The sequence below is a fragment of the Pleurocapsa minor HA4230-MV1 genome (genome assembly GCA_019359095.1).
GTDB classification, from domain to species: Bacteria; Cyanobacteriota; Cyanobacteriia; order Cyanobacteriales; family Xenococcaceae; genus Waterburya; species Waterburya minor.
The window spans coordinates 121,482-145,796 of sequence record JAHHHZ010000036.1 but is presented as its reverse complement, the minus strand read 5'-3'; the positions used below and the strand labels follow the sequence as shown (position 1 = coordinate 145,796).

At 41.3% G+C, this 24,315-nt stretch carries 21 protein-coding genes; 9 read left to right on the top strand and 12 right to left on the bottom strand.

All coding sequences use genetic code 11. The features are described from left to right. Positions 1–104 precede the first annotated feature (104 nt). From KME09_24585 to KME09_24570, 4 genes are read right to left on the bottom strand one after another with little or no spacing between them, the layout of a single operon-like run. Positions 105–890, bottom strand: a complete 786-nt coding sequence (locus KME09_24585; protein ID MBW4537116.1) for an ATP-binding cassette domain-containing protein — start codon at positions 888–890, stop codon at positions 105–107. A gap of 24 nt (positions 891–914) precedes the next feature. Next, complete coding sequence (gene ssuC, locus KME09_24580) at positions 915–1,697, bottom strand: aliphatic sulfonate ABC transporter permease SsuC (protein MBW4537115.1); 783 nt, start codon at positions 1,695–1,697, stop codon at positions 915–917. Positions 1,698–1,754: 57 nt separating this feature from the next. Next, positions 1,755–2,918 (bottom strand): FMNH2-dependent alkanesulfonate monooxygenase, encoded by a 1,164-nt coding sequence (gene ssuD, locus KME09_24575; protein MBW4537114.1) that lies wholly within the window; start codon positions 2,916–2,918, stop codon positions 1,755–1,757. Positions 2,919–2,923: 5 nt separating this feature from the next. Next, the gene (locus KME09_24570) at positions 2,924–4,039 is read right to left on the bottom strand and encodes a sulfonate ABC transporter substrate-binding protein (GenBank protein MBW4537113.1); all 1,116 of its coding nucleotides are present in this window, start codon (positions 4,037–4,039) and stop codon (positions 2,924–2,926) included. 192 nt (positions 4,040–4,231) lie between these two features. Here KME09_24570 and KME09_24565 point away from each other — a divergent pair, with 192 nt between their 5' ends. From KME09_24565 to KME09_24555, 3 genes are all read left to right on the top strand, one after another. Then, the gene (locus KME09_24565) at positions 4,232–4,546 is read left to right on the top strand and encodes an NIL domain-containing protein (protein MBW4537112.1); all 315 of its coding nucleotides are present in this window, start codon (positions 4,232–4,234) and stop codon (positions 4,544–4,546) included. A gap of 45 nt (positions 4,547–4,591) precedes the next feature. After that, positions 4,592–4,822, top strand: coding sequence for a hypothetical protein (locus KME09_24560; protein ID MBW4537111.1), 231 nt, complete (start codon positions 4,592–4,594; stop codon positions 4,820–4,822). A 70-nt stretch (positions 4,823–4,892) separates the two neighbouring features. Then, positions 4,893–5,858 (top strand): aldo/keto reductase, encoded by a 966-nt coding sequence (locus KME09_24555; protein MBW4537110.1) that lies wholly within the window; start codon positions 4,893–4,895, stop codon positions 5,856–5,858. Positions 5,859–5,903: 45 nt separating this feature from the next. On the opposite strand, the gene KME09_24550 is transcribed toward KME09_24555, so the two are convergent. Both KME09_24550 and KME09_24545 read right to left on the bottom strand, forming a co-directional pair. Beyond that, the gene (locus KME09_24550) at positions 5,904–6,248 is read right to left on the bottom strand and encodes a DOPA 4,5-dioxygenase family protein (protein MBW4537109.1); all 345 of its coding nucleotides are present in this window, start codon (positions 6,246–6,248) and stop codon (positions 5,904–5,906) included. Positions 6,249–6,367: 119 nt separating this feature from the next. Next, on the bottom strand, positions 6,368–7,144 hold the full coding sequence (locus KME09_24545) for a class II glutamine amidotransferase (GenBank protein MBW4537108.1): 777 nt from the start codon (positions 7,142–7,144) through the stop codon (positions 6,368–6,370). Between the two features lie 375 nt (positions 7,145–7,519). Here KME09_24545 and KME09_24540 point away from each other — a divergent pair, with 375 nt between their 5' ends. Both KME09_24540 and KME09_24535 read left to right on the top strand, forming a co-directional pair. Then, positions 7,520–8,869 (top strand): selenium-binding family protein, encoded by a 1,350-nt coding sequence (locus tag KME09_24540; protein MBW4537107.1) that lies wholly within the window; start codon positions 7,520–7,522, stop codon positions 8,867–8,869. Next, on the top strand, positions 8,866–9,177 hold the full coding sequence (locus KME09_24535) for a 2Fe-2S iron-sulfur cluster binding domain-containing protein (protein ID MBW4537106.1): 312 nt from the start codon (positions 8,866–8,868) through the stop codon (positions 9,175–9,177). Before KME09_24540 ends, KME09_24535 begins: the two co-directional genes overlap by 4 nt. A gap of 158 nt (positions 9,178–9,335) precedes the next feature. On the opposite strand, the gene KME09_24530 is transcribed toward KME09_24535, so the two are convergent. Continuing rightward, complete coding sequence (locus tag KME09_24530; GenBank protein MBW4537105.1) at positions 9,336–11,330, bottom strand: FAD/NAD(P)-binding protein; 1,995 nt, start codon at positions 11,328–11,330, stop codon at positions 9,336–9,338. Positions 11,331–11,639: 309 nt separating this feature from the next. On the opposite strand from KME09_24530, the gene KME09_24525 reads away from it, so the two are divergent. The 3 genes from KME09_24525 (at position 11,640) to KME09_24515 (ending at position 16,002) form a co-directional block, all read left to right on the top strand. Continuing rightward, positions 11,640–13,361: a hypothetical protein gene (locus KME09_24525; protein MBW4537104.1), complete on the top strand. Its 1,722-nt coding sequence runs from the start codon at positions 11,640–11,642 to the stop codon at positions 13,359–13,361. Between the two features lie 321 nt (positions 13,362–13,682). Next, positions 13,683–15,158, top strand: a complete 1,476-nt coding sequence (locus KME09_24520) for a catalase (protein ID MBW4537103.1) — start codon at positions 13,683–13,685, stop codon at positions 15,156–15,158. 109 nt (positions 15,159–15,267) lie between these two features. Continuing rightward, a complete protein-coding gene (locus KME09_24515; GenBank protein ID MBW4537102.1) occupies positions 15,268–16,002 on the top strand; it encodes a DUF2993 domain-containing protein in 735 nt (244 codons plus the stop codon). Between the two features lie 110 nt (positions 16,003–16,112). Here KME09_24515 and KME09_24510 read toward each other — a convergent pair whose 3' ends face one another. Further along, positions 16,113–17,006 carry a J domain-containing protein gene (locus tag KME09_24510; protein MBW4537101.1) on the bottom strand — a complete coding sequence of 298 codons (894 nt, stop codon included), beginning with the start codon at positions 17,004–17,006 and terminating at the stop codon, positions 16,113–16,115. 58 nt (positions 17,007–17,064) lie between these two features. Then, entirely contained in the window at positions 17,065–19,428 is a 2,364-nt protein-coding gene (gene dnaK, locus KME09_24505; GenBank protein MBW4537100.1) for a molecular chaperone DnaK, read from the bottom strand. A 204-nt stretch (positions 19,429–19,632) separates the two neighbouring features. Here dnaK and KME09_24500 point away from each other — a divergent pair, with 204 nt between their 5' ends. Further along, a complete protein-coding gene (locus KME09_24500; protein ID MBW4537099.1) occupies positions 19,633–20,292 on the top strand; it encodes a transaldolase in 660 nt (219 codons plus the stop codon). Here KME09_24500 and KME09_24495 read toward each other — a convergent pair. The 3 genes from KME09_24495 to KME09_24485 all read right to left on the bottom strand — a co-directional run bounded on the left by KME09_24495 (position 20,261) and on the right by KME09_24485 (position 24,314). Next, a complete protein-coding gene (locus KME09_24495) occupies positions 20,261–20,794 on the bottom strand; it encodes a GTP-binding protein (GenBank protein MBW4537098.1) in 534 nt (177 codons plus the stop codon). The two genes, KME09_24500 and KME09_24495, sit on opposite strands and share 32 nt — an antisense overlap. Positions 20,795–20,807: 13 nt before the next feature. After that, entirely contained in the window at positions 20,808–22,964 is a 2,157-nt protein-coding gene (locus KME09_24490) for an OmpA family protein (GenBank protein MBW4537097.1), read from the bottom strand. Positions 22,965–23,582: 618 nt separating this feature from the next. Beyond that, positions 23,583–24,314 carry a hypothetical protein gene (locus tag KME09_24485; protein MBW4537096.1) on the bottom strand — a complete coding sequence of 244 codons (732 nt, stop codon included), beginning with the start codon at positions 24,312–24,314 and terminating at the stop codon, positions 23,583–23,585. Position 24,315: the final 1 nt, after the last annotated feature.

Below are 24,315 nucleotides of genomic sequence, written 5' to 3'. Positions count from 1 at the left end.
TAGGGACTTGGGGACTTGGGGACTTGGGGCAATAATTATCTCCCTATCTCCCCATCTCCCAGTCTCCCTACATCTTGTAATTACTAACTTTTCTCTGCGTAACATCAGTTGCTATTATGAATTACGAATTGTCTGTCGGCAGTTTGTTTTCTAGAAACGGTTTTACTGTTCAGTACACGCTCTAAAATACGTTCTACTAAAGCAGCAAACATAGCATCACCACGGTGACGGGGACGAGGCAGAGGAACGGGTATATCCAACTCCACTCGACCTGCTTCTAATAAGACGACGCGATCGGCTAGTGTGACTGCTTCTTCCACATCGTGAGTAATTAGTAAGGTCGTAAATTGTTGTGACTGCCATAAATGTTCGATTAAATGCTGCATTTCGATACGGGTCAAGGCATCTAGCGCACCTAAAGGCTCATCTAACAGCAGTAAGCGCGGTTGGCTAACTAAGGCTCGTGCTAAGGCAACTCGTTGACGTTGTCCGCCAGAAAGTTGAGCAATCCAGTCATGAGCGCGATCGCCTAAACCAACTTGCTCTAAAGCCCACATAGCTTGAGGTTGCCAATTACCCCGTAGTCCCAAGCCGACATTTTCTAAAACTCGTTTCCACAGCAATAGTCGCTCATCCTGAAACATCATGCGTGCGGACTGGTTTAATTTTTTAAAAGGTTCTCCGTCAATTAATACGCCTCCACTGGTGGGAGTTTCCAGCCCAGCAATTAGTCTTAGCAGGGTACTTTTACCGCACCCACTACGTCCGACGATCACCACAAATTCTCCAGGGGCAAGTTCTAAATCTAGTTGTTGCAAAATCTTTTTGTCACCAAAGGCTTTACTTAACTCTAAAATTTTCAGGTCTACTCCCTTATCAGTCATAGTCATATATATACTTATTACTCAAATTACTTAAAATTGATAACTGGGATGCCATTGCAGCAATTTCGTTTCTAATAGACGAGCGATCGCATCTGCTAATTTTCCTAGCAGGGCATACAATAAAATCGCGAATACCACGACATCTGTTTGCATAAACTCACGGGCGTTCATTGCCAGATAGCCAATGCCAGAGTTAGCAGCGATCGTCTCTGCCACAATCAATGTCAGCCACATAATCCCCAAAGCAAAACGCACACCCACCAAAATTGACGGTAACGCCCCAGGAAGCATGATCTGCCAAAATAGCTCCCAAAAAGAAAGTCCGTATACTTTGCCCATTTCTAACAAACCGCGATCGACAGTACGAATTCCCAGATAGGTATTGATATAAATAGGAAATAAAACTCCGATCGCCACTAAAAAAACTCTGCCAACATCACCAATGCCAAACCAGAGAATTACTAACGGGATCATCGCTAAATGGGGAATGTTGCGTAACATCTGTACCGAGGTATCTAATAAAAGTTCCGACCAACGAAAGACACCGTTGATCAAACCTAAGACAAAGCCAATCAAACCCCCGATAATAAATCCCCACATTGCCCGCACTGCACTGACATAAATATGTTTGTACAATTCACCTGTACTAGCTAAATTAATACCTGCCTTGACTACAGCTACAGGTGCAGGTAATACCCTAGTAGAAATCCAACCGATCTGCGCCAATACTTGCCAAATCAGAATCAGGAGAATTGGAACTATCCAAGGAGCAAGTAAATTTATTTGTTTCTTGTTTAAAATCTTATTACCCATTACCCATTACCCATTACTCATTACTTTTCCCCCTAAGATCATTCAGCAAGCCCTACTTTAATCAACAGTAGTCACTACTTGATTCTTAATCTCCTGCTGGGGAAAATTATTATTCGCTACAATTTCACCAAACGGACTAAACATTACTTGCTGCTGAACTGCTGGCGGATTGTCTAGGGGTAAAAGCGGGAATAACAATTCCGCTACACGATATGCTTCTTCCAAATGGGGATAGCCCGATAAGATAAAAGTCTCAATTCCCAAATCTGCATACTCGGACATTCTGGCTGCTACCGTATCTGGATCGCCTACTAGTGCTGTTCCAGCCCCACCTCTAACCAAACCAATACCAGCCCACAGATTAGGGCTAATTTCTAAGGTTTCACGCTTGCCTGTGTGTAATTGACTCATCCGCTTTTGTCCTTCCGAATCCATACGGGCATAGGCTTGTTGAGCAGTAGCGATCGCCTCTTCATCGACATATTTAATTAACCGATTAGCTGCATCCCAGGCTTCGCTTTCTGTTTCTCGCACGATAACGTGTAAACGAATCCCGAAGCGGATCTTTCGTCCCTCTGCTTCTGCCAAACGACGTACTTCAGCAATCTTTTGCGCTACTTGTTTGGGAGTTTCTCCCCAGGTTAAATAGACATCTACGTGTTTAGCTGCAATCTGTTGGGCGATCGCCGAAGAACCACCAAACCACAAAGGCGGATAGGGTTTCTGCACGGGAGAAAACAGCAATTTGCCACCGCGAATATTGAGATAATCCCCTTCAAAATTGGCTTCATCTCCACTAATAATTTCTCGCCAAGCAGTAAGAAATTCATCTGTCAGTCGGTAACGTTCTGGATGACTCAGGTGCAACCCATCTCCTGCTAATTCAACTGGATCGCCACCCGTCACGACGTTGATAAGTAAACGTCCCCCAGACAAGCGATCGAAGGTAGCAGCCATCCGTGCAGCAACTCCTGGAGAGACCAAACCTGGACGCACCGCCACCAGAAAACGCATCTGTTGTGTCTGCGCCATTAGAGTTGAAGCAACGATCCAGGCATCTTCGCAAGAACGCCCTGTGGGTAATAATGCGCCAGTATAGCCCAGGCGATCGACAGCTTGAGCAATTTGAGTTAGATAGGTAATATCGGTCGAGCGTCCGCCGATTCCAGTACCTAAATAACGACCATCTCCATGAGTGGGAATAAACCAGAGAACTTGCATAGTAATTATCTCTCTATATTTTGCTTAGTTGTGCGAGCAACTTCTTGCACTCGAACTGTTTTGGGTAATAGTTTTAGTTGGTAAAAGGTATCTGCTACCTGCTGCTGATCGGCCACTACGTCTGGTTGAATAGGTTCAATCCCACTAGGACGACGTTCCAATACTTCTTCCAGTACTGGCACGTCAATACCTAACTGGGGCGACAACAGCTTTGCTGCTTCAGTAATATTTGTCTTTGCCCAAACATCGGCTTTTTCAGCTTCTTCCAGAATTGTCTTAATTCTTTCGGGATAGCGATCGACAAAAGATTTAGCTGCTAAATAAAACTCCCGATTTGCTACTAATCCTTCTCCGTCTTCCAGAACACGGGCATTTGTCGCTTGTTTAGCTGCTGTATAAAAAGGATCCCAAATCGCCCAGGCATCAACACTACCTTGCTCAAAAGCTGCCCTCGCATCGGCAGGAGGCAAAAAGACAGTTTCAATATCTTCATATTTAACACCTCCTGCTTTTAAAGCTTTGACGAGCAGAAAATGCACGTTAGACCCTTTATTTAAAGCAATTTTTTTGCCTTTAAGATCCGCTACTGTTTTAATGTCTGAGTCTTGATGTACCAGAATTCCTTCGCCTTTAGGGTTTGGTGTTTGATTGGCAACGTACTCCAAAGGCGCACCAGCAGCTTGAGCGAAGATAGGCGGTGCTTCTCCAGTATGTCCAAAATCAATACTACCTGCATTCAAGGCTTCTAGTAGTTGAGGCCCTGCGGGAAACAAAACCCACTGTACCGAAATTCCCTGATTTGCCAAACGTTGCTCTAAATTCTCCCGTGCTTTGAGAATTGAAAGCGTGCCAAACTTTTGATAGCCAATCCGAATTACCTGACTTTCAACGTTGCTATTGGAATTAACTGTATCAACAGAGGAAGTAACGGGGGAAATTGTATCAGTCGAGTTAGCAGAATCATTAGGAAGACAGCCTGATAAAGTTGTACTCAATCCTAAACTCAAGGCAAACAGAAGCGAAGTAGGTCGCAGGTAGAAGGCACGCCGACAAGTCTTGTAGCTACCTTTAGTAGGATAGCTGAAAATACCAATTAGAAATGATTTTGAGCAAAAAACCACAATTGAACCCTCTTTTGTTTGAGAGTGGAAATAGATTATCTAAAACAATGCGTATGTCTCTAGTAAACCACAAATAAATTGAAAATGTATCTTATTTAATTTGAAATTTATTTAGATTGCGATTACAATTCAAAAAAGGAAAATAAAAGCAGATTTAATTTCTCTCTAGAGGAGCATGATGGGTATCAAGCCATGAGCCAAACCGAACTAGGCAACATTTCCAGCACTTCTGATGACCGAAATGACTTTACTCAAGTACGATTACAAATTTTATTTTGCGATCGCTACCAACAAGAACCCATACTGTCGCGGTTAGCTACTGATTGTGCCTTAGCTTTCAACATTACTGGAGCGAAATTAGGCAAAGATTACGAATTGAAAGGACAACTCGATCTCGAACTGCGAGGTACGATTCCCCAGATTCGTTGTGGACTAGCTTATTTAGAATCCCTTGATCTCAAAATTACTGGTAAAGCCAACCCCCCTCGCGATAGTTGGTATTACTAAAATCACAAATAAAAAAAATATCAACAGAAAAAGCTTCTTTAACCCATGACACTAACCAAACAGAAACTGACTGAATCCCTGGAACGAGACAAAACTCAGATTAAAAAAGCTAATCCATCCCCTTCCAATTGCCGTTTCTGTCGGTTTTACAAGTTTGATGGAGGTCAAGGTAGAGGTTCTTGCTGCAAACTTGGAGTTTCAGTTTATGGTCACTGGCGTTCTTGTCGTTTGGCTTTACCACCTTTTGCACCATCCTGGGAAAAAGCTAATGATTAAAGGCTAAAGTTAATTTTTTACCCAAGAAATATTCTCGCTAGAATACTTCTGAAAGCTAAAATCAAAAATTATGAGCCAAAAAACCAATCGACGAAACTTTCTGGTAAGTAGCGTAGCAGCAGCAACAGTTATTGGCAGCCAAGCTTTAATCAAAAAAACAGCTCACGCCTCTTCATCAACAACCAAATCCATGCCAGAAAGAATATTAGGCGAGACTCAGATTAGTCTACCAATCTTGGGCTTGGGTGGAGCAGGGCAAACTCCAATTTCCTATGAAGATTTAGAAGTTGAAGCGATCGCTTTAATTGAGAAAGCTTTAGAATTAGGGATCAAATATTACGATACCGCAGCCAGCTATGGGCCTTCAGAGGAACGCTTTGGTAAAGTTTTACCGACCTATCGCGATCGCATTTATCTCAACAGTAAAACCGCAGCCAGAGATTATGATGGTGCTTGGCGAGAATTAGAGCGTTCATTAAAACGTCTTCAGACAGATTATCTTGATTCTTGGCAATTACACCACGTTTCCTTTACTGATGAATTAGATACTATTTTTAGCGATCGAGGCGCAATCAAAGCTGTTGAAGAAGCCAAAGAGCAAGGATTAATTAAATTTTCGGGAATTACAGGACATCACGAACCAGAAGTTATTGCCGAGGGGTTGCGTCGCTACGATTTTGATACGACTTTAATTTCTCTCAACGCTGCCGATGTTCATCATCCCCGTCCATTTTCCCGTACCGTATTGCCAGTAGCAAGAGAAAAAAATGTCGGTGTAATCGCTATGAAAGTCCCTGCCTACGGTAAATTATTACAACCTGGTCTTTTATCTAGTATGGAACAGGCTATGGGGTATAGCCTCTCTTTACCTGGAGTACATTGTTGCATCATAGCTGCCGAAAATCCCGAACAACTAGAATCCAACGTGACCGTAGCGCGCAATTATACTCCTTTGAACACAGCACAAATGACCCAAATAGAACAATTAACTACTAACGCTGGAGAAAATGGCGCATTCTTTCGTCAGTGGACTTAAAATACCAGACAGTCATGCTGACTTACTTAATGCCTGCTATTTTGTTTATTTAAACACATCTAAATTTAATTCTTGAGGTACTCCCATCCAAGAAGCATAATCAGTGTGGTCTTTTAGATCATTACCTGTAAGTGGATGAATCAATATTGTCAGATCATTTCTGTTTAAGGCTAACCAGGTTAGCAAATCTGTATGATTGCTGCGATCGAAAGCTAATTGACAACTCCAACTCGGATGAGGCCCAATAGGTCTATGGTGCATCCGTCCCACGATTACTGAAAACCTTTTTCCTGCTTCTTCACACAATATTTTTGCTTGTTCGACGGTGACTTCATCAAAATAAACGTGGGCGTGATATTTTTCAATCGAACTGATGTCTTGAAATTCCATTTCTAATTCTTCGCTAAAAAAGCGATCTCTTTCTGATCAAAGCTAGATTATATAAGGATGGAGATAAATTATCTCTTTGCTTTAATTTAAGTCTAGTCAATTGAAAACTGCTGTAAGCTTTAAAAGTTGAATTGAATCGGTAAACCGTCCTGAAAAGCCAATAATTCCCCTGAACAAATGGGAGTCCAGATTTCGTTGTCGGTTAAGGGAGTAGTGGCGATAACAGCAACGCGATCGCTCTTGTTGGTCAATTCGTTAAAATCTACCGTAACATCTCGATCGATTAAATGGGCTGCTGCAAAAGGTGCTTGACGCACAATGTAACAAAGTTGGGTAGAACAATGGGCAAAGAAATTTTCTCCATCGGCAAGCAGATAATTAAATATGCCTTTTGCTGCTAATTTTTTAGTAATCTGATTCAGCACTGAGTACAATTTTGGCAGTGGGGGCTTACTTTGGGGAAAGTTTGCACGTAAGGTTTCTAAAATCAGACAAAAAGCCTTTTCGCTGTCAGTATCTCCCACAGGCTGATAAAATTGCCCTGATTCAAGTTCAAAATCAGCTAAATCGCCATTGTGAGCAAATACCCAATAACGTCCCCACAATTCTCGACTAAAAGGATGGCAGTTTTCGAGAAGAATCTCTCCTTGAGTCGCTTTACGGATATGGGCGATGACATGGGTAGAATGGATCGGATACCGTCGTACCAATTCGGCTACAGCAGAAGTACTAGAAGGTTTAGAATCTATAAAAAGCTGACAGCCTTTGCCTTCAAAAAAAGCAATCCCCCATCCATCACGATGATCGTCAGTTTTGCCACCCCTGGTTGAAAAACCCTCGAAGGAAAAGCAAATATCGGTGGGAATGTTACAGTTCATACCTAGTAGTTGGCACATATAGTAGTCCTATTTGATTCATGAAACGACATTGATTAGTTTTTAGGTAGTAGGTAGTAGGTAGTAGAAATTTCTCATCTCATTTGGGGTTGCTATAGCAGTCCTAAGTAACTATGCAAAATTAATTTAACATTTGGGTTAAGTAGGAAGTAAAGATAATCAGGATCGTTGATTGTTAGTTATTAGCTAGAGTGGTCTTAGAGAGTCATTTAGATTTTTTAGATTGTATTTGTTTTTGAAATAAATTTTAATTGCATTTAAAACTGTTTTAAATCAAAATAAATTAGAGAAGGTTGACTGAGTTATTTGAGATTTTAGATTTATCGATTGTAGATTGTCAGAATCTCGACCGAATTTTTTAGAGGAGGTAAAAAAATGGCAGATGTATGTTGTGGCCCTGGCTATGCTTCTCCCCAAGCAGCAATGAAAGCCGAACCAGAAAAGCTGTTATATGCGATCGCTCTTTATACTGGCACGGGAATTGAACAACCTGATTATCTCGCGACAATAGATGTCGATCCAGATTCTCCTAGCTATTCTCAAATAATTCATCGGCTGACTATGCCTTATATTGGCGATGAATTGCATCACTTTGGCTGGAATGCCTGTAGTTCTTGTCATGGGGATAGCAACAAATCCCGTCGATTTTTGGTCATACCAGGAATTCGTTCCAGTCGCATTTATATTGTAGATACTGCCGATGCCAAAGCACCCAAAATTCATAAGATCATTGAACCAGAAGAGATTAAAGACAAGACTAATCTTAGCGCACCTCATACCGTTCACTGTTTGGCTAACGGTCAGTTAATGATTTCTATGTTAGGAGATAGCCAAGGTAATGCTCCAGGTGGCTTTTTACTATTAGATGAGAGCTTTGAAATTATCGGTCGTTGGGAACAAAGCAATGGCATGAAATTTAACTACGATTTCTGGTATCAGCCTCGCCATAACGTCATGGTGAGCAGCGAATGGGCTGCACCCAAAACCTTCTATCCTGGTTTCGATCTTAACGATGTTACGGCTGGAAATTACGGTCAGCAACTACATTTTTGGGATTGGCAGAAACACGAAATTATCCAAAGCGTCGATTTGGGAGAAGAAGGTTTAATTCCCCTAGAAGTGCGCTTTCATCATAATCCCGATAGTATTCACGGTTATGTAGGTGCTGCTTTAGCTAGTAATATTTGGCATTGGTATAAAGAAAATGATTATTGGCAAGTCGAAAAAGTCATCGATGTTCCTGCTGTTGAACTAGAAGGCTGGTCTTTTCCCGTCCCTTCCTTAATTACAGATATCTTAATTTCTCTCGACGATCGCTATCTCTATTTTTCTAACTGGTTACATGGCGATATTCGTCAGTATGATATCAGCGATCCTGCCAAACCTAAGCTAACAGGACAAGTTTGGTGTGGAGGATTGTTGGGTAAAAATATTGAAGTTAAAGGACAAAAACTGCACGGCGGGCCACAAATGTTGCAACTGAGTCTAGATGGCAAACGCTTATACGTTACTAGTTCGCTATTTAGCACTTGGGATAACCAATTTTATCCAGATTTAGCCAAAAAAGGTTCTTACTTGCTACAAATCGATTGCGATCAAGATAAGGGAGGACTGTCTCTCAATCAAGATTTTTATCTAGACTTTGGTAAAGAACCAAACGGGGCAGCCCGCGCCCATGAAATGCGTTATCCAGGAGGCGATTGTACTTCCGATATTTGGCTATGAAAACGTATCGCATCGAATTGCTCAATCGAGATAACTTTACCTTGGAAATATCTGAAGATAAATATATTTTAGAGGCAGTGGAGCAAGCTGGATTGCCCTTACCTGTCGGTTGTCGCTATGGAGCTTGTATTACCTGCGCTGCCAAATTAATTAGTGGCAAAGTAGACCAATCTCAAGCCATTTGTCTTAAACCAGAACAAATAAAAGCTGGATACGTATTGCTTTGTATTGCCCGTGCGCGATCGCATTGTCAGTTTGAAGTTGGTTTGGAGTCTCAGAAAGATTTGTATCTTAATCCTTTTAAATAATTGATAATTCAATGGACAATTATTAATTATAGCCATCGAACAATAGATTAAGTCATCTCCTAGACCCTTTGCGTCTTTGCGCCTTTGCGCGAGATAAAATTTTTCTTGTCCTAACCTTTACTTCGACTGCTATAACTGTTTATTATCCATTGGTAAAATTAAATTTCGTAATACCAAACAGGCTGTTGTTCTGGAATGATAAAAGATCTGTTTAAAGAATCATTTTTCATCTCTAGAGCAAGTAATTGCTGTGCTAATGTCTGAGCTTGCTGACGAATTTCAGATACCGCAGTTGTTTCCCAAAGACAGCCTTTTTGAGGCGAACCGAGAGTAAAAAGAAAAGTAGATCTTGCCCCTGCTGCATCAATCAGTGTGCCGTCGTCAGCTACATCTAAACCAAGATTGAGGGGATCTGGTTTAATCAGACCAGAACTGAGTAAATTTTTAATTAGAGGATGTTGCAATCGGTGATAGTTGCATTCCGACCCCGTACAGTTAATCACTGCACCTACTCGTAAGTTCTTTATATAGTTGCTACATCGCTCGCGAATCGATACATTTACTCCTTCGGCATCTTCATTGTAGGCTTGAATACGTCCTGCCAAGAGATGTAATTGTCCTGCTGCAACTTTTTGCTCAATTTGCCGAGCGATCGCACTGTGGACTCGATGACGATGACTTTCCCAGTAGGGTTTAACATGGCGTAAAAATCTTTGTTTTTCAGCGATCGCCAGGGATTGCCAAATTAATTGAATCTGGGGACGAAGGGAATTTATGATCGATTGCCAGTTATCACCTCTAGCCTCAGCTATTTTTAGCTCCTGTCTAATTCTACGTACTAAAGAACGAATTGTGGTTGGTATTGGTTCAAACTCGAACAAGGGTGGATAAGAATTGCTTGGCTGATGGATTTGAGGAAATAAACCACGACGGGAAACAACATAAATTTTGCCTTGATGTCCTTGTCGCTCAAGTGCCAAGATCGCATCTATAGCAGTTAAGCCAGAACCAATGATTAAAATCGCTTCGTCAGTAGCTACAGAGGATAACAAAGATGGTGCAGACCAAAAGCGAAAATAACGTTGACTCTGATAAAAAGCAGGATCGGCAACAGGAGGATCGGCAGGTGGAAAATTACCTAAAGCTAGTACGACGCGATCGGCTTCCAGGCTTTTACCACTACTAAGATCAATAGTAGCGCGTTCTGTATTCGTTTCTAAAGCGATCGCTTCATCAGTTAATTTTTCCAAACTCACACCTGTATTTGCCTCGGCTTCTGCTTCGGCTAAAATTGATTTAACGTATTCACCGTAAAGCTTTCGTGGAACAAAATCATCTGGACTAAATTTTTTACCTATTTCTGATTCTTGCGTCTGTAACCATTGCCAAAAATGGTCGGGATGGTCTGGAAAAGCACTCATTTTACCAGCAGGCACGTTAAGCAAATGACAATCCCAATTAGTGCTGTAAGCAATTCCTTCACCGACAACAGGACGACTTTCGATTAGCTTAATACGTAGCGGAGAAACTGCATTTTTGAGTAGATGTACCGCCACCATCGAACCACTAAAACCACCACCAACGATCGCTATACTTGTTATCTGCGACTCAAATTTGTGAAAATTAGCTCGAATTGATGGAAATTGCGTTTGTTCTCTCGTGGAGTTATAAACTTGCATCTGTTGTAGTGGTTTGGCATAAAAGTTGAGAGTAATTAAATTTTCCTCTGAAGTATTGGCAATTTGATGAATTTGAGCGCGATCGACTCCGATTAATTCCCCTGGCTGTAAATATTTTTCTTCCAAAAGCAGAGGTGCAATTTTAGTTGTAGAATCAGTTCGAGCAAAAGTTCTAGAAGTAAGTACGCCTTGGTAAACGTGAGTTACATTCAAAGAATCACCATGATCGTGAATGGAACTAAATTGTCCTGGTTGCCAGCAGACGAGAATTATTTCACAGCTTGAGTCGCGGTAAATGATTCGGCGTTGATAATCTTCAGGACTAAAGTAAATATGCTTGGCGATCGCCAGATCTTCTAAATCTAATCTTGCTACCCAGTCTTGAAGTTGAGCAAGCTTAAGTTCATGACTAGGCACTTTGTTCATTTCGAGGATGAAATCGTCTAAAGTCAATCTGGTTTCAAGAATTTTCATAGCTGTACAGACGCTGAATCAAACTGATTGTTATTTTTTTTGACTTACAATTCATTTTCAATTGTATTCAATTTAAATTAAGATGCACAGTAATTTCGCCCTACTTCCTATTTCCCATTGGTGACAAGTTAAGGGACTACGATGTTTGTCAATCGCTTTTTAGCTGTTAGCTATTAGCTATTAGCTGTTAGCTTTTGAGATATTTTTGATGAACTTTAGTTACCTTGAAGCGATGCCTATTTCCTATTTCCTACTTCCTATTAAACTAACCTTGTGATAATTTCGTTAGATTACCTGATGCTTGAATAAATGCCCTATCAACATTATTGGCTATTGCTCTTATGGATTATCCTGGGAACCTGTCTGCGTTTGATCAATTTAGGAATATTACCACCTTGGACTGATGAAAGTGCCACGCTTGTTTTTAGTCTCGGTAATAGTTTTTATAATGTGCCTTTAAATCAATTTATTGGGCTAGAAACTCTCTTAGAGCCACTTCAGCTCAATTCTCAGGCGGGAATAGGCGATGTCATCCATCTTTTGCAAACAGAAAGCACTCATCCCCCTTTGTATTTTGTCTTAACTCATCTGTGGTTAAAACTGTTTCCGCCAGTAGATGGGCTAGTTTCTGTTTGGGCAGCCAGATCCCTTTCTGCCTTACTGGGAGTTCTGGGCATTCCCGCAATTTTTTACTTTTGCCGACTTGCTTTTCGCTCTTTAATCGTCTCGCAACTAGCTGCTGCTGTGATGGCAATTTCACCCTTCGGCATTTTTTTAGCAGCCCAGGCGCGTCATTACACCTTAGTAATTTTAATTATTATCGCTTCTTTAGCATGTTATGTCTGCGCTGTTCGAGCAATTAATCAGCAAAAAGCTATCTCTACCAAACTGGTAGGAATTTGGATTGTCATTAACTGTCTGGGCATCGCCACTCACTACTTTTTCGTTTTGAGCTTAATGGCAATGGCGATCGCTTTTACCCAACTTATGTGGCAGCAATGGCGACAAGATAAAGCCGTACTTACTCAACCCCAGTGGCGACAAGTCTATCTGGGTGCATTGGGTTCCCTAGCTGGCTGTTTAGTCTGGCTATCTCCTTTATTGGCGGTTCGTAATAGTTCGCCTACTGAATGGATTTATGCTAGTAATGCTGCGGAAAAATGGCTAGAACCGATAGGCAGATTTCTTTTATGGTTGATGAGTATAGTGATCCTACTTCCTTCCTCCCTATACAATTTCTCATTGGCTATAGTTATTTTTTCAGGATTATTAACACTGATTTTTTGGTGGCGAAACCTAGCTTATTTAATCCGTGGATTAAGATTCCAGCGTCAAAATATGCAGCAAAAAGACGCAATTTTAGCCTTAGAAAAATATTTGCTAGCGGCGATCGCACTTTTTTGTGGTTTTACCTATATTTTGGGCATGGATTTAACCCTGGCAGGCAGGTTTCAGTTTGTTTATTTTCCTGTGGTTATTGCTCTAGTAGCAGCTGGATTAAGTCCTTTTTGGTCAGAAACCTCAGCTGAACTTATCTTCTCACAAAAGTCAGCCAAGTTTGCCTCAAACTCAATTAAAAGTAGCAAAAGAATAGTAATTATTTTTATAGCGATTGGACTATTTAGTGGAGCGATCGCTAACTTAAATCTAGGCTATTTACAAAACCATCGTCCCGATTTAATGAGCAATAAAATCATCGCGGGTTCGACAGGCCCAATTGCGATCGCCACAACTTATAAACATCACGGACAGACAGGCAGAATGATTGGGCTGGCTTGGGGTTTAAGAAGTCTACCTAACATTGCTTCTCCCTTATTTTTGCTAGCTAAAGATGAAACTGAATACCCTAATGCTCAAAACTCTGCTGCCATACTGACTCAAGAACTAAGCAAAATAGAGCGACCTTTTGATTTATGGCTCATTAATTTTCGGGCTGAAGTTGAACTGGCAACCCAAAATTGTGCTGCCGATTCTGAGTATGAGGGTGTATTAGGACAACATAATTACGAGCTTTATCGTTGTCATAATTAGTTGTCATAAATAAAAAATAGTTAACTCCTAAAACGCTTTTTTAGCCCTAAGTAAAAACGTTAAAACATCTTTAAAATACTGCTTTCTACTACCTACTACCTGTACGGGCGAACGTCCTAAAGGATTAGCTTCGCGTCGCCGTTCGCCCCTACCTACTACCTATTTCCGAGCCGATTACTATTAATGTCCTAATCTAATTTTGTACGGCTATATATATCTCAAGCAAGACGTATTCACCTGCTCTAGACCATTAGCATTTAGGTACAGATAAGTACAAAAGTAGTAGGCAATCGCCTTATAACTGGAGAGGAATTTTTTGTGATAGATAATGAACAAACTTTGACTAATGCTGCGGGTATTCCGTTAGCTAGCAATACTGTCTCCAAAACTGTTGGTAAGCAAGGGCCTTTATTACTAGAAGACTATACTCTTTTAGAGAAGATGGCGCATTTCAACCGTGAGCGTATTCCTGAGCGAGTAGTTCATGCGATCGGTTCAGGTGCTTATGGTACTTTTACCGTCACCGAAGATATCACCAGATATACCAAAGCCAAAATGTTTTCTGAGGTAGGTAAGCAAACTGAGCTGTTTGCGCGTTTTTCTACCGTAGCTAAATCTAAAGGTGGTTCCGATATTTATCGCGATCTGCGCGGATTTTCACTCAAATTCTATACCGAAGACGGTAACTGGGACATGGTGGGGAACAATACACCCATCTTTTTTGTGCGGGATCCAATGAAGTTTATGGACTTTATTCGTTCGCAAAAAGAACATCCTAAAGAACATTGGCGACACGATCAAATGTGGTGGGATTTCTGGTCTTTAGTTCCTGAAAGTATTCATCAAGTATTATGGTTGATGGGCGATCGCGGTGCGCCTATGGGATGGCGACACATGAACGGTTATGGTAGTCATACCTTTAGTCTGATCAACGAGCAGAATGAGCGAATTTGGGTTAAGTTCCACTTTATCACTGACCAGGGTAATAAATTCTTTACCGATCAACAGTGGCGCGATATGGAGGGAGTAGAACCTCGTTGGGCAACTAAAGATCTCTATCAAGCGATTGAACAAGGCAATTATCCCTCTTGGACGATGAAGATCCAAGTAATGACCGATGAACAGGCGCAAAACTTCCAGTGGAATCCTTTCGATCTGACTAAAATCTGGCCCCATGCTGATTTTCCGTTACAGACAGTAGGTAAATTTGAACTAAATCGCAATCCTGAAAATTACCATGCTGAAGTAGAACAGGCTGCATTTTCCCCTGGTAATGTCGTCCCTGGGATTTCTTGGTCGCCAGATCGGATGTTACAAGCGCGGATTATGTCCTATGCTGATGCTCACCGCCATCGTTTAAGTGTTAACTACGATACTATTCCCGTTAACCAACCCCGTGCCACGAAAGCCAATACGCCCTATCGTGATGGCTTAATGCGTGTTGATGATAACAATGGTTCACGCATTAACTATAACCCCACTCATGAAAGCTATCCTCAACCAGACAAACGGGCAGAAGAACCCCCATATCATGTTTCGGGAATGGCAGCGCGGATTGAGTTAGACGAAGACGATCATTACGATCAAGCACGGATGTATTATGACATGCTTGATGACGGTGAAAAAGAGCGTCTCTATAGCAATATCGCGGGTAGTCTTGGTAAAGCAACCCCAGAAGTAATTAAAGACCAAATGGAGCTATTTACTAAGGTATCCCCAATGTTAGCCGAGCAAGTACAAAAAGCGATCGCTACCACCGAACCCCCAAAACCCCAACCAAAACCAGCAACGGTTTAAAAGATTAGAAACAGAGGATGAAGAATAAGAGAAAGAACTCAAAAAGAGTCTAGCTTATTTTTTGTCCTCATTATTTTGCATAGTTAATCAGTTAAAGAGGAATGATCGAATGAACCAGCCTGATCTTGGCGAACAAGCAATTAGTAAAGCAGCAGAAGTTGGGATCGAAAGTCAGCTAGATGAGGTAGAAGATCTCCAGGTTGATGTTAGAGCTAATCCCCTGGATCTAGTTGGCGGCAAATTAGAGTCTGTCACCATTGACGGTAAAGGCATGGTGATGAAAAAAGAATTAAGGGCGGAAAGATTAATTCTTCAGACTGACGAGATCGCGATCGATGCAGTTAAAGCTGCCTTGGGTAATATTGAATTGACTCAAGATACCAATGCTGAAGCCAAAATAGTTCTCTTGGAAACAGATCTACAGCAAGCTTTGAATTCTGAATATATTAAAGGTAAGCTCAAAAACCAGAAGCTAGATCTTAATGGTGAAACAGTTACAGTTAACGCGCATAATGTCAAATTGGCGCTGCCTGGAGAGGGCAAAATCAACCTCGAAGCAGATATCGAGATAGCCGAATCACAAACCACAAAACATATTGCTTTGTCGGCTAAACCGACTTTGGATGCTGACGGTAATAAAATTGCGATCGCCGATGTGGAATATCATGCTGCTGACAATGCCGCATTTGCTCAAGCTTTACTCGATAGCGTCAAGGAATTACTCGATCTGCGTAATTTTGAATTAAATGCCGTCTCCTTCAAGATCGATAAACTTGATGTTGGTCAGGGAAAAATGATTATGGCAGCTAAGGCTGTAATTAGCGATTTTCCTGATTCTCAATAACCATTCGTGATAAGTTAAAAGACTACGCATAGGGTCAATCGGTTTTTAGCTATTAGCTATTAGCTTTTGAAACATTTTCCATGAATTGTAACTCTAAAAATGCGCGATCGCTAGAGACTTTTAAGAATATTTTTACGAGGATTAAACTCTTCTAATGCTCTTAACTTTTCATATAGTTCTTTTTCTTGCTCACTAATTTCTTTAGGGGTAAAAATCTGAATTTCTACTAGCTGATCGCCTCTATTTCCTGACTTGTCAAAATAGCCTTTATTAGCCAACCGCAACCTTTGACCTGAGCGTACTCCATTCGGCACGCTCACCTTAACTAAACCATCAATTGTCGGGACTTCAATGGCACTGCCTAAGATTGCTTCCGTAGGTGTGACAGGAACTTGGCAATAGATATTTTCTCCCTGAATTTCAAAAAAAGGATGGCGCGCTACCGTAATTTTGAGGTACAGATCGCCTGATTCAATACCTTGTCCCTTCAGGCGAATCCGTTGCCCATCGATCATTTTGGCGGGCATATCAACCTCTAGGGATCTGCCATCTTCTAAACGAATTTTTCTTTTGCCTCCCCGATAGGCTTCATCTAACCCCAAGGTCAGTTTTGCTTCAATATCACGGCGTACAGGACGGGAATTAACCACCCTGGTTCTTTTAGTTGTACCTGGGCGATAGTCTTCATTTTCTACTCGACTGCGGGAACGGTTCTCTGTATTGGCCCTTTCCGCAGTGTTGTTACGCCCAAAATTACCCAAGCCAGTTTTATTGATAAAGTTTTTACGATTGATAGACTGGTCGTACTGGACACGCCTAGTTTGGTCAGACAAGACTTCGTAGGCTTCATTAATGTCCTTAAACTTCTCTTCAGCTACTTTATTACCCAGATTGCGGTCTGGATGATATTTAATGGCTAAGGTACGATAAGCTTTCTTAATTTCAGCACTTGAGGCGTTTTTGGTCACGCCCAACATTTCATAATAATTACCCACTGCCTGCATATCTCAGTTATTGGTTGATTGTTGATTATGGGTTATTGGTTAGCAAATTGTAAAACCATTAGAACCACTCATCGTCCTCATCATCCCAGTCGTTGCTATAAGGATCGTTGCGCGCAGGATTACGACTATTGTACGGGTCTTGAGGAGGATAGTTGTCACGGCGATTACCCTTGGGATAATCAGCGCGACGGGATGGAGGTGTCTCTCTTCGGGGTGGAGAAGGATCGCGATTGCTAGGACTACTACTATAAGGGTCATAAGGATCGGCGCTATAACCCCGACGAGGTGGGCTGTCGTAGCCTCTATTACTGCGATCGTCATATCCTCCAGCAGGGCGACGGGATTGACTACCGTAATCATCATAACCATCATTCAGATTATCATTGTAGCCATCTCCATAGCTATCATTGCCGTATCCCGCAGCAGGACGACCTACATCACGGCTAGGAGGATAACCATAGCCATTGCCTTGACTAGCCCCATAATCGCCATAATAGTCAGTTTGGCGTGGATTGTAGGAATAGTCGTCCATGTACTTATCGTCGTCATCTCCCAAGAAGGTCTTCTTAATTGCCCCGAAGAAGTTATCATCTTCCTCATCGTCATATTGCAGTCGAATTTCACGATTCAGCTCATACAAAGTATCCTGTAAATCTCCTTCAGCCCGATCTAAACTTCTTTCATCATCCTGTTCTAGGCTTTTAAGAATTTCTTCACACAGAACATCGATGCGACTGCGATAATAGCTGGCAAACTGACTCCCAAAATCGAGGGTGACTTCTTTGAGCTTGCGTTGGGCTTGATCGGTTAAAGCTTTAGCCCGATTGCGTTTTTCAATTCGCTCTCTTCTGGCGCGATCTTCTTCGGCAAATTTATCCGCTTCACTAATCATGCGATTAATTTCAGCATCACTCAAGGTTGAAGCACCCGAAACAGTAATCCCCTGTTCTCTCCCAGTGGTTTTATCTCTGGCGGTTACCTGCAAGATCCCGTTAGCATCAATGTCAAAAGATACCTGAATCTGGGGAACACCTCTTGGTGCAGGCGGAATACCCGTCAGTTTAAACCGACCCAAAGATTTATTGCCATTTGCCATTTCCCGTTCACCCTGAAGAGCATGAATTTCCACGACGGTTTGGTTATTTTCTCCTGTAGAGAAGACATCTGAACGACGCACGGGAATAGTCGTATTACGCGGTAGCAGTTTTTTCATCACCCCACCGATAGTTTCCAGTCCTAAAGATAGGGGAGTCACATCCAACAGTAAAATATCTTTGACCTCGTTGGTCATAATGCCTGACTGAATCGCTGCGCCAATTGCCACGACTTCATCGGGATTGACGTTTTGATTGGGTTCGAGGTCAATATAACTACGGACAAGATCCTGTACCATCGGCATCCGAGTTGAGCCACCCACCAGCACCACCTCATCAATATCCATCGGACTCAAACCTGCATCAGCAATAGCCCGCTTGAGGGGACGACGCAGACGACTGACTAGATCGCCACACAGTTCTTCAAATTTAGCGCGATTGAGCTTAATTTCAATATGTTTGGGCCCATCTTCGGTGGCGGTGATAAAGGGTAAATTGATTTCCGTAACCGAGAGCTTAGATAGCTCAATTTTGGCTTTTTCCGCTGCTTCGGTTAGTCTTTGCAGTGCTTGGCGATCGCTTTTTCTTAAGTCAACTCCTTCTTGTTTGAGAAATTCTTCGGCCAACCAGTCCACAATCCGACGGTCAAAATCATTCCCCCCTAGTTGAGTATCGCCACTGGTGGATCTGACTTCAAATACGCCATCGCCAATATCGAGAATTGAGACATCAAATGTCCCACCACCTAAATCAAATACCATGATCGTTTGAGGACGGCGCTGGTCGAGTCCATAGGCTAACGCTGCTGCGGTAGGTTCGTTGATAATCCGCAGTACATCTAATCCAGCAATTCGCCCCGCATCCCTAGTCGCCTGACGTTGAGAATCATTAAAGTAGGCAGGTACGGTAATTACTGCACCAGTGATTGTTTCGCCCAAATAACGCTCAGCTTCTTCGGCTAGCTTGCGTAAAATCATGGCTGAGACTTCTTCAGGGGCAAACTCTTTTTTCAGCTTAGGACAGCGAATTTTGATGTTACCCAACTCATCCCGCTTGATGGTGTAGGGAACTCGCTTCGATTCTGGCTGTAGTTCAGCATATTGACGACCAACAAATCGTTTAACGCCATAGAAAGTATTTTCTGGATTCAAGACACTCTGTCGTCTGGCTAGCTGCCCTACAACTAATTCTCCATCTTTATTAAAGCCAACTACAGAGGGGGTAGTTCGCATTCCTTCTGAATTGGCAATTACCGTAGGTTTTCCCCCCTCCATTACCGCCACTACGGAGTTAGTTGTTCCCAAATCGATGCCGACTACTTTGCCCATATCTATAATAGTCTCCTAGAATCGTTCCCCAAAATATATATATTACGTGGTTTTAATTCGCTTTGGCAGCTTAACACCATACATAAGCTTTCTAATTCTCTCTAGTTTACTTTAATAAATATAGAGGCTGAGAGTTAGGAGTCAAGACCCCTAAAAGACTAACTTTGTTCTTTAGGACGAAATAATCTACATCAAGCAAAAATTATGATTTATTTAGATTCGGCTATTTTAGAAGAAGCCCAAACAGCAGTGGCGATGGGCTGGGTGAAGGGAATTACCACTAACCCCACTTTGTTAAAGAAAAGTACTCTGCTTCCCGAAGATTGCCTGGAACAACTTTCAGCCATCTGTCCTGGGGAACTATACTACCAACTCTGCGCTGGCGATTTTGCCAGTATGATCCAAGAAGGATATCGAGCTGCTGAGATCGTCGGCGATCGCTTGGTCTTGAAAATTCCCGCTACTGAGTTGGGTTTTCGCGTAACGGCCCATTTAGCTACCAAAATTGCCTGTTCGGTGACGGCGATCTATAGTCCCGCCCAAGCAGCGATCGCCTCAGAAGCAGGGGCAAAATATGCGATCGCCTATGTTAATCGCGCCACTAGATTATTAGGAAATGGTCTGGAACTAGTACAGTCTATGGCTCAGGTATTGAAAAACAGCCCAACAGAAATTTTAGCAGCCAGCATTAAATCCCCCCAGGAAGCAGCCGCAACCCTACAAGCAGGAGCGCATCATCTTACTCTCCCCCTAGATATTCTACGAGCAATGACGACTCATGAGCTATCGATTCAAACTGTAGCCGAGTTTACCGATCGAGGAAGGGGAATTTCTATGGTTTCTCAGGGGGAACAAGTACAGTAGCTAGTTCTTGGAACATCTGCTCAATGCGATCGCCTGTCTTGGCAGAAGTTGTATAAATCCCCAAAACTCTAGGAAAATCGGGCAACTGGCAATTTTCCACTAACTTGGCTAGCTTTTCTGGGAGAATTAAATCGGCTTTATTTAAAGCTACTGCGACTTGTCCTTGGGGATTAACTTCAAAAAATAGTTGCAAGTGCTGAGTGAGGTTATCTAAGGTATCAGATCGACTCAGATCGGCAACAATGATTGAACCGCTAGCCCCTTTAAGATAGTTGGGTGTAATAGATTTGAATTTAGTATTTCCTTCGAGATCCCAAATCAGGAGATTGAGCTGGTGTCTTTGCGTCTCAGTTGTAACGTTGAGGGATTTACGAGATACCTTAACTCCTACTGTTGAAAGATAGCGATCGCTAAATTTATCTTCGATAAAACGACGTACTAAACTAGTTTTACCAACATTAAAATCTCCTAGCAAACAAATTTTTTGGGTAATGGTGGACATGAATACAGTATGTTTATTGCGAGTTCGGGGGAATTAATGGTTCAAAGCTAACATATCGCCTAAACCACTCTGCTTGATTACGCTGGTTATAGTTAGCCTGAAGTAAAGAATTGCAGTTATTCACTAGTCTACTAGATTGAATTCCTCTAGCTACTAAAGCAGTTTTAACACTTTGACAACGCTTTTGTCTGAGCTTTTGGTTAATTACCGAAGAACCGATCGCGTCATTCGAGGCAATTAACTGTAAATGTAGTTGTGGATATTGTTGTAGAAGTTCTGTAACAGCATTAATTTTGGCAAAATTGTCAGCCACATCTAGTTTACTCGAACCTGAATTGAAATAAATTCGCTGTTTGACGATGGGTAACTGCCGATCTATATCAAACACCACCTGTTCAATTCCTGGTATCTGCTTAAATGCTTGACCGATGGTTTGGCGAGTAGATTCATCCAGCACAAATCCGTTGATAGTTAGAGTCTTTGGCTGATATAAAGCCTTAATCGCTACTTTTGGCTGTTGATTAAATAAATTTGTCAATCTTTGGATTTCACCTGCTATTAAACTGGGATAAACAGGAACTTGAACCGCCACGATTTGATTATCGAGTTCCAGCTTATTTTGGTTAGCAATTTCTTGCAGGATAGTTTGGGCGCGATCGCGTAGATAGTCATCGGGTACTCTCCCCCGCACAATCAATTTACCCTGCTTTACCGTCGGCTCTAAACGATATACCGATAGTTCTGGTGCAGCATCTAGTTGAACTGCTGTAAATTGCTCAAGGCGACGGGCAATTCTGGCACGATAGCTATTTATACCCCAAGGAATAAAAATTAAACCCAAAACAAAAATTAGCAACCAAAGTAAGATTGGCGAAGACGATTTTTGCGGTCGATCGCTATTGGTTTCGGTTAACTGTTCTAGTTTAGTTTTAATAGCGACGGGAACATCTGCCAAATTACCGTTAAAATTCTGAATTGTTTTATCATGTTCGATGATTATTTCCCCTAAAATTCGTCGCGTTTTGGTACTAAATTCTCTAGGCGGTTCTCCCGCAACGATCACCGCTAAATAGCAATATCCCGCAACTTCAATCAAAATTTGCCAATCACCATAGTCAATCAAATCTAGTTCCGAACCTGAAGTAATACAGTCATTAGCAAAGCTGCGGATCGCCGTCAACATACCCGCCAGCATTTCAGCATCAAGCTGTTTTTCGCCTGGAATCTGTATTTTTTGAATTACTAGTCCAGAGTCTTTAGCGATTAAAAATATTGCTCGAACACGGTATCCTACCGACTCTTGAAAAATTAGTTCTGCCTCGGAAACTCTCTGTAGTTTGGCGCGAAATTTACGTTTAATTCCTTCAGGAGTTAGGGTTTTCTCAATCTTACTGTTGATATCTTGGACTACTTCCACCATGTATTTAGCAATAGTAGTACCGATGACAGGATAAAGAGCATCAACCATAGCATCCTTTGACGATTCAATCTGAGCCTTGATTGCCTTGCCCATTTCTGGCCCTAAAGTCTCAGGAATAGCATCCTTATCTAGCAGTATCTGTTCCCTGATCGCTAGGGCAATTTCTGGCGCGATCGCCCTGGCAATGGCGAGAGGATTGAGTCTGATCTCATCTTCAATTGCTGCGGGAAGAATTCTAGCGATCGCCGCAGCCATTTTAGGCGAATCTTCCTGAGTTCGCTCTTCAATTAAACGGTCTAATACTGGTCTAATGGTTTGAATTATGCCTGAGCGCGAATTATCCAGCTTAAACTCCAGTAATCCTACGATCAAGGGAATTAAACTATTAACCACATCGGCTAAATCTTCAGGAGTAGCCTTTTCTGTGGCGATCTTCTCCACTTCTTCGATTGTAGTCATGTCTGGTGATTTTATTGCAGCCTCAGATTTTTGCTTCTCGATTGCAATATCTTCTTGGGTTACCGAGTCTGATTTAATTAAATTGAAGTCTTGTGGCGGATCTTCAATAGCTAGTTGAGCCGATCTTGATAAGTTAAAATCTGGTTCAGATAACGATTCTGAATCAAAATTAGGAGGAGATGTCTTTTCATCAATTAAAATCTCAATTAAACTTTCAATCTGTTCTAAATCAACTGAATCTCGATCCTTGTGGTTAGCTAAATCTGGCTGATTTGGAGAATCTTCATTCATAGATGGTCTTCACTAAAAGCATACAGGACTAAATTGTGTCCTATGTATCCTAAATTTTCTCTCATCAAAATATTATCTCGACTTAAGACTTAATTAAGTAGGTGGGTGTAATTAAATTGGAAATGAGGTTAGGGAGTAACAAGTAACGAGTAACGAGTAATATGCGGAGCGGTATCTCCCCGTCGGCTTTTGGGTGGGAATCTTCCTACCCAAAACGCGACGGAAACTATGCGACTTGTGCCGCTTAGTTCGGTAGACAAGTCCTTTAGGACGAGTAACAAATAGTTCTAAGGGTAGGGGTTTGAGCAATTATTTTGCCTACCTACTTAAATCTATCTACACCGATCCATACTGTTTTTTCTTTTCAGTCTTTAATTTATCATCCTGTTAAAGATGGCTTTTGCATCAATATTAAGGGCGATCGCTGATTACGCTACTTACATATAAACTAAAAAAAGGAAGCTTCAAAAAACAATTAGTTGAAAAGCTTACTTAAACTTATATTTTACGCAGATTGATGACCATAGAAAATAAAGTGGATCGAATTTTGGAACGAGAATAATAAATTGATTATTGGCAAGCGCACTTTTCCAAATTAAATAGCGATCGCTAAAAAAGTTATTTATTGAAAACACAGTTCAAAATATCTATAGTAGTAGCCAACTGTTCTGCCCAAGGTTCATCTAAATTATCAAAAAAATATTGTTCTAGTTTTTTAATTATTTCATCTTTCGATAGCCATTCTAAAAATTCTTTTGTGTCTTTTTGAGAAAAATAATCGATTTTTATTGGTACTTTATTAAAATCAATTCGATATCTAATAAATTCTGATAAATGCAATAAAGAATAAAGTGAAGGGTGTTTTTGCCATATTACTAAAAATAGATTTAATTCATCTTTGATGCTTAATAAAGAGTTTATAAAATCAGATGCACTAAAATTTAAATGAGGTGGTTGAGATAAAATATAATTCCACAATGCAAGTAGATATTGATTGATGACTTTTTGTTCTGATTCTGTCCAATCATCGAACTCTGCAAAAGAAAGCTTTCTAATGACTGTATCTGGCCAGAAAAATTTAGGTTCAAAAGCTGTTAATTCCAATAACCGTGGTAAAAAATGTTTAAAATCTTCGATTGTTCCCCAGGTGGAAATTGCATGAAAAGCATAATTATTCAAATCTTCAACAGTTAATTGATTTAATATTTTACTTTTGATTAATTTTTGATCGTCTTTTGTAACGCAACAGGGACATCCTGCTATGTGAGAATTTAAATGATAAAGTTCAAAAACTTTGTATAAGTTGGAGATCTCTTGTCTCAATTCTAGTTCATAGTTGATATCAGACATT

Coding starts and splice junctions, on each gene's coding strand:
- KME09_24585 (MBW4537116.1), bottom strand. CDS start 890: ATGACTATGACTGATAAGGGAGTAGACCTGAAAATTTTAGAGTTAAGT.
- ssuC (MBW4537115.1), bottom strand. CDS start 1,697: ATGGGTAATAAGATTTTAAACAAGAAACAAATAAATTTACTTGCTCCT.
- ssuD (MBW4537114.1), bottom strand. CDS start 2,918: ATGCAAGTTCTCTGGTTTATTCCCACTCATGGAGATGGTCGTTATTTA.
- KME09_24565 (MBW4537112.1), top strand. CDS start 4,232: ATGAGCCAAACCGAACTAGGCAACATTTCCAGCACTTCTGATGACCGA.
- KME09_24560 (MBW4537111.1), top strand. CDS start 4,592: ATGACACTAACCAAACAGAAACTGACTGAATCCCTGGAACGAGACAAA.
- KME09_24555 (MBW4537110.1), top strand. CDS start 4,893: ATGAGCCAAAAAACCAATCGACGAAACTTTCTGGTAAGTAGCGTAGCA.
- KME09_24550 (MBW4537109.1), bottom strand. CDS start 6,248: ATGGAATTTCAAGACATCAGTTCGATTGAAAAATATCACGCCCACGTT.
- KME09_24545 (MBW4537108.1), bottom strand. CDS start 7,144: ATGTGCCAACTACTAGGTATGAACTGTAACATTCCCACCGATATTTGC.
- KME09_24540 (MBW4537107.1), top strand. CDS start 7,520: ATGGCAGATGTATGTTGTGGCCCTGGCTATGCTTCTCCCCAAGCAGCA.
- KME09_24535 (MBW4537106.1), top strand. CDS start 8,866: ATGAAAACGTATCGCATCGAATTGCTCAATCGAGATAACTTTACCTTG.
- KME09_24530 (MBW4537105.1), bottom strand. CDS start 11,330: ATGAAAATTCTTGAAACCAGATTGACTTTAGACGATTTCATCCTCGAA.
- KME09_24525 (MBW4537104.1), top strand. CDS start 11,640: ATGCCCTATCAACATTATTGGCTATTGCTCTTATGGATTATCCTGGGA.
- KME09_24515 (MBW4537102.1), top strand. CDS start 15,268: ATGAACCAGCCTGATCTTGGCGAACAAGCAATTAGTAAAGCAGCAGAA.
- KME09_24510 (MBW4537101.1), bottom strand. CDS start 17,006: ATGCAGGCAGTGGGTAATTATTATGAAATGTTGGGCGTGACCAAAAAC.
- dnaK (MBW4537100.1), bottom strand. CDS start 19,428: ATGGGCAAAGTAGTCGGCATCGATTTGGGAACAACTAACTCCGTAGTG.
- KME09_24500 (MBW4537099.1), top strand. CDS start 19,633: ATGATTTATTTAGATTCGGCTATTTTAGAAGAAGCCCAAACAGCAGTG.
- KME09_24495 (MBW4537098.1), bottom strand. CDS start 20,794: ATGTCCACCATTACCCAAAAAATTTGTTTGCTAGGAGATTTTAATGTT.
- KME09_24490 (MBW4537097.1), bottom strand. CDS start 22,964: ATGAATGAAGATTCTCCAAATCAGCCAGATTTAGCTAACCACAAGGAT.
- KME09_24485 (MBW4537096.1), bottom strand. CDS start 24,314: ATGTCTGATATCAACTATGAACTAGAATTGAGACAAGAGATCTCCAAC.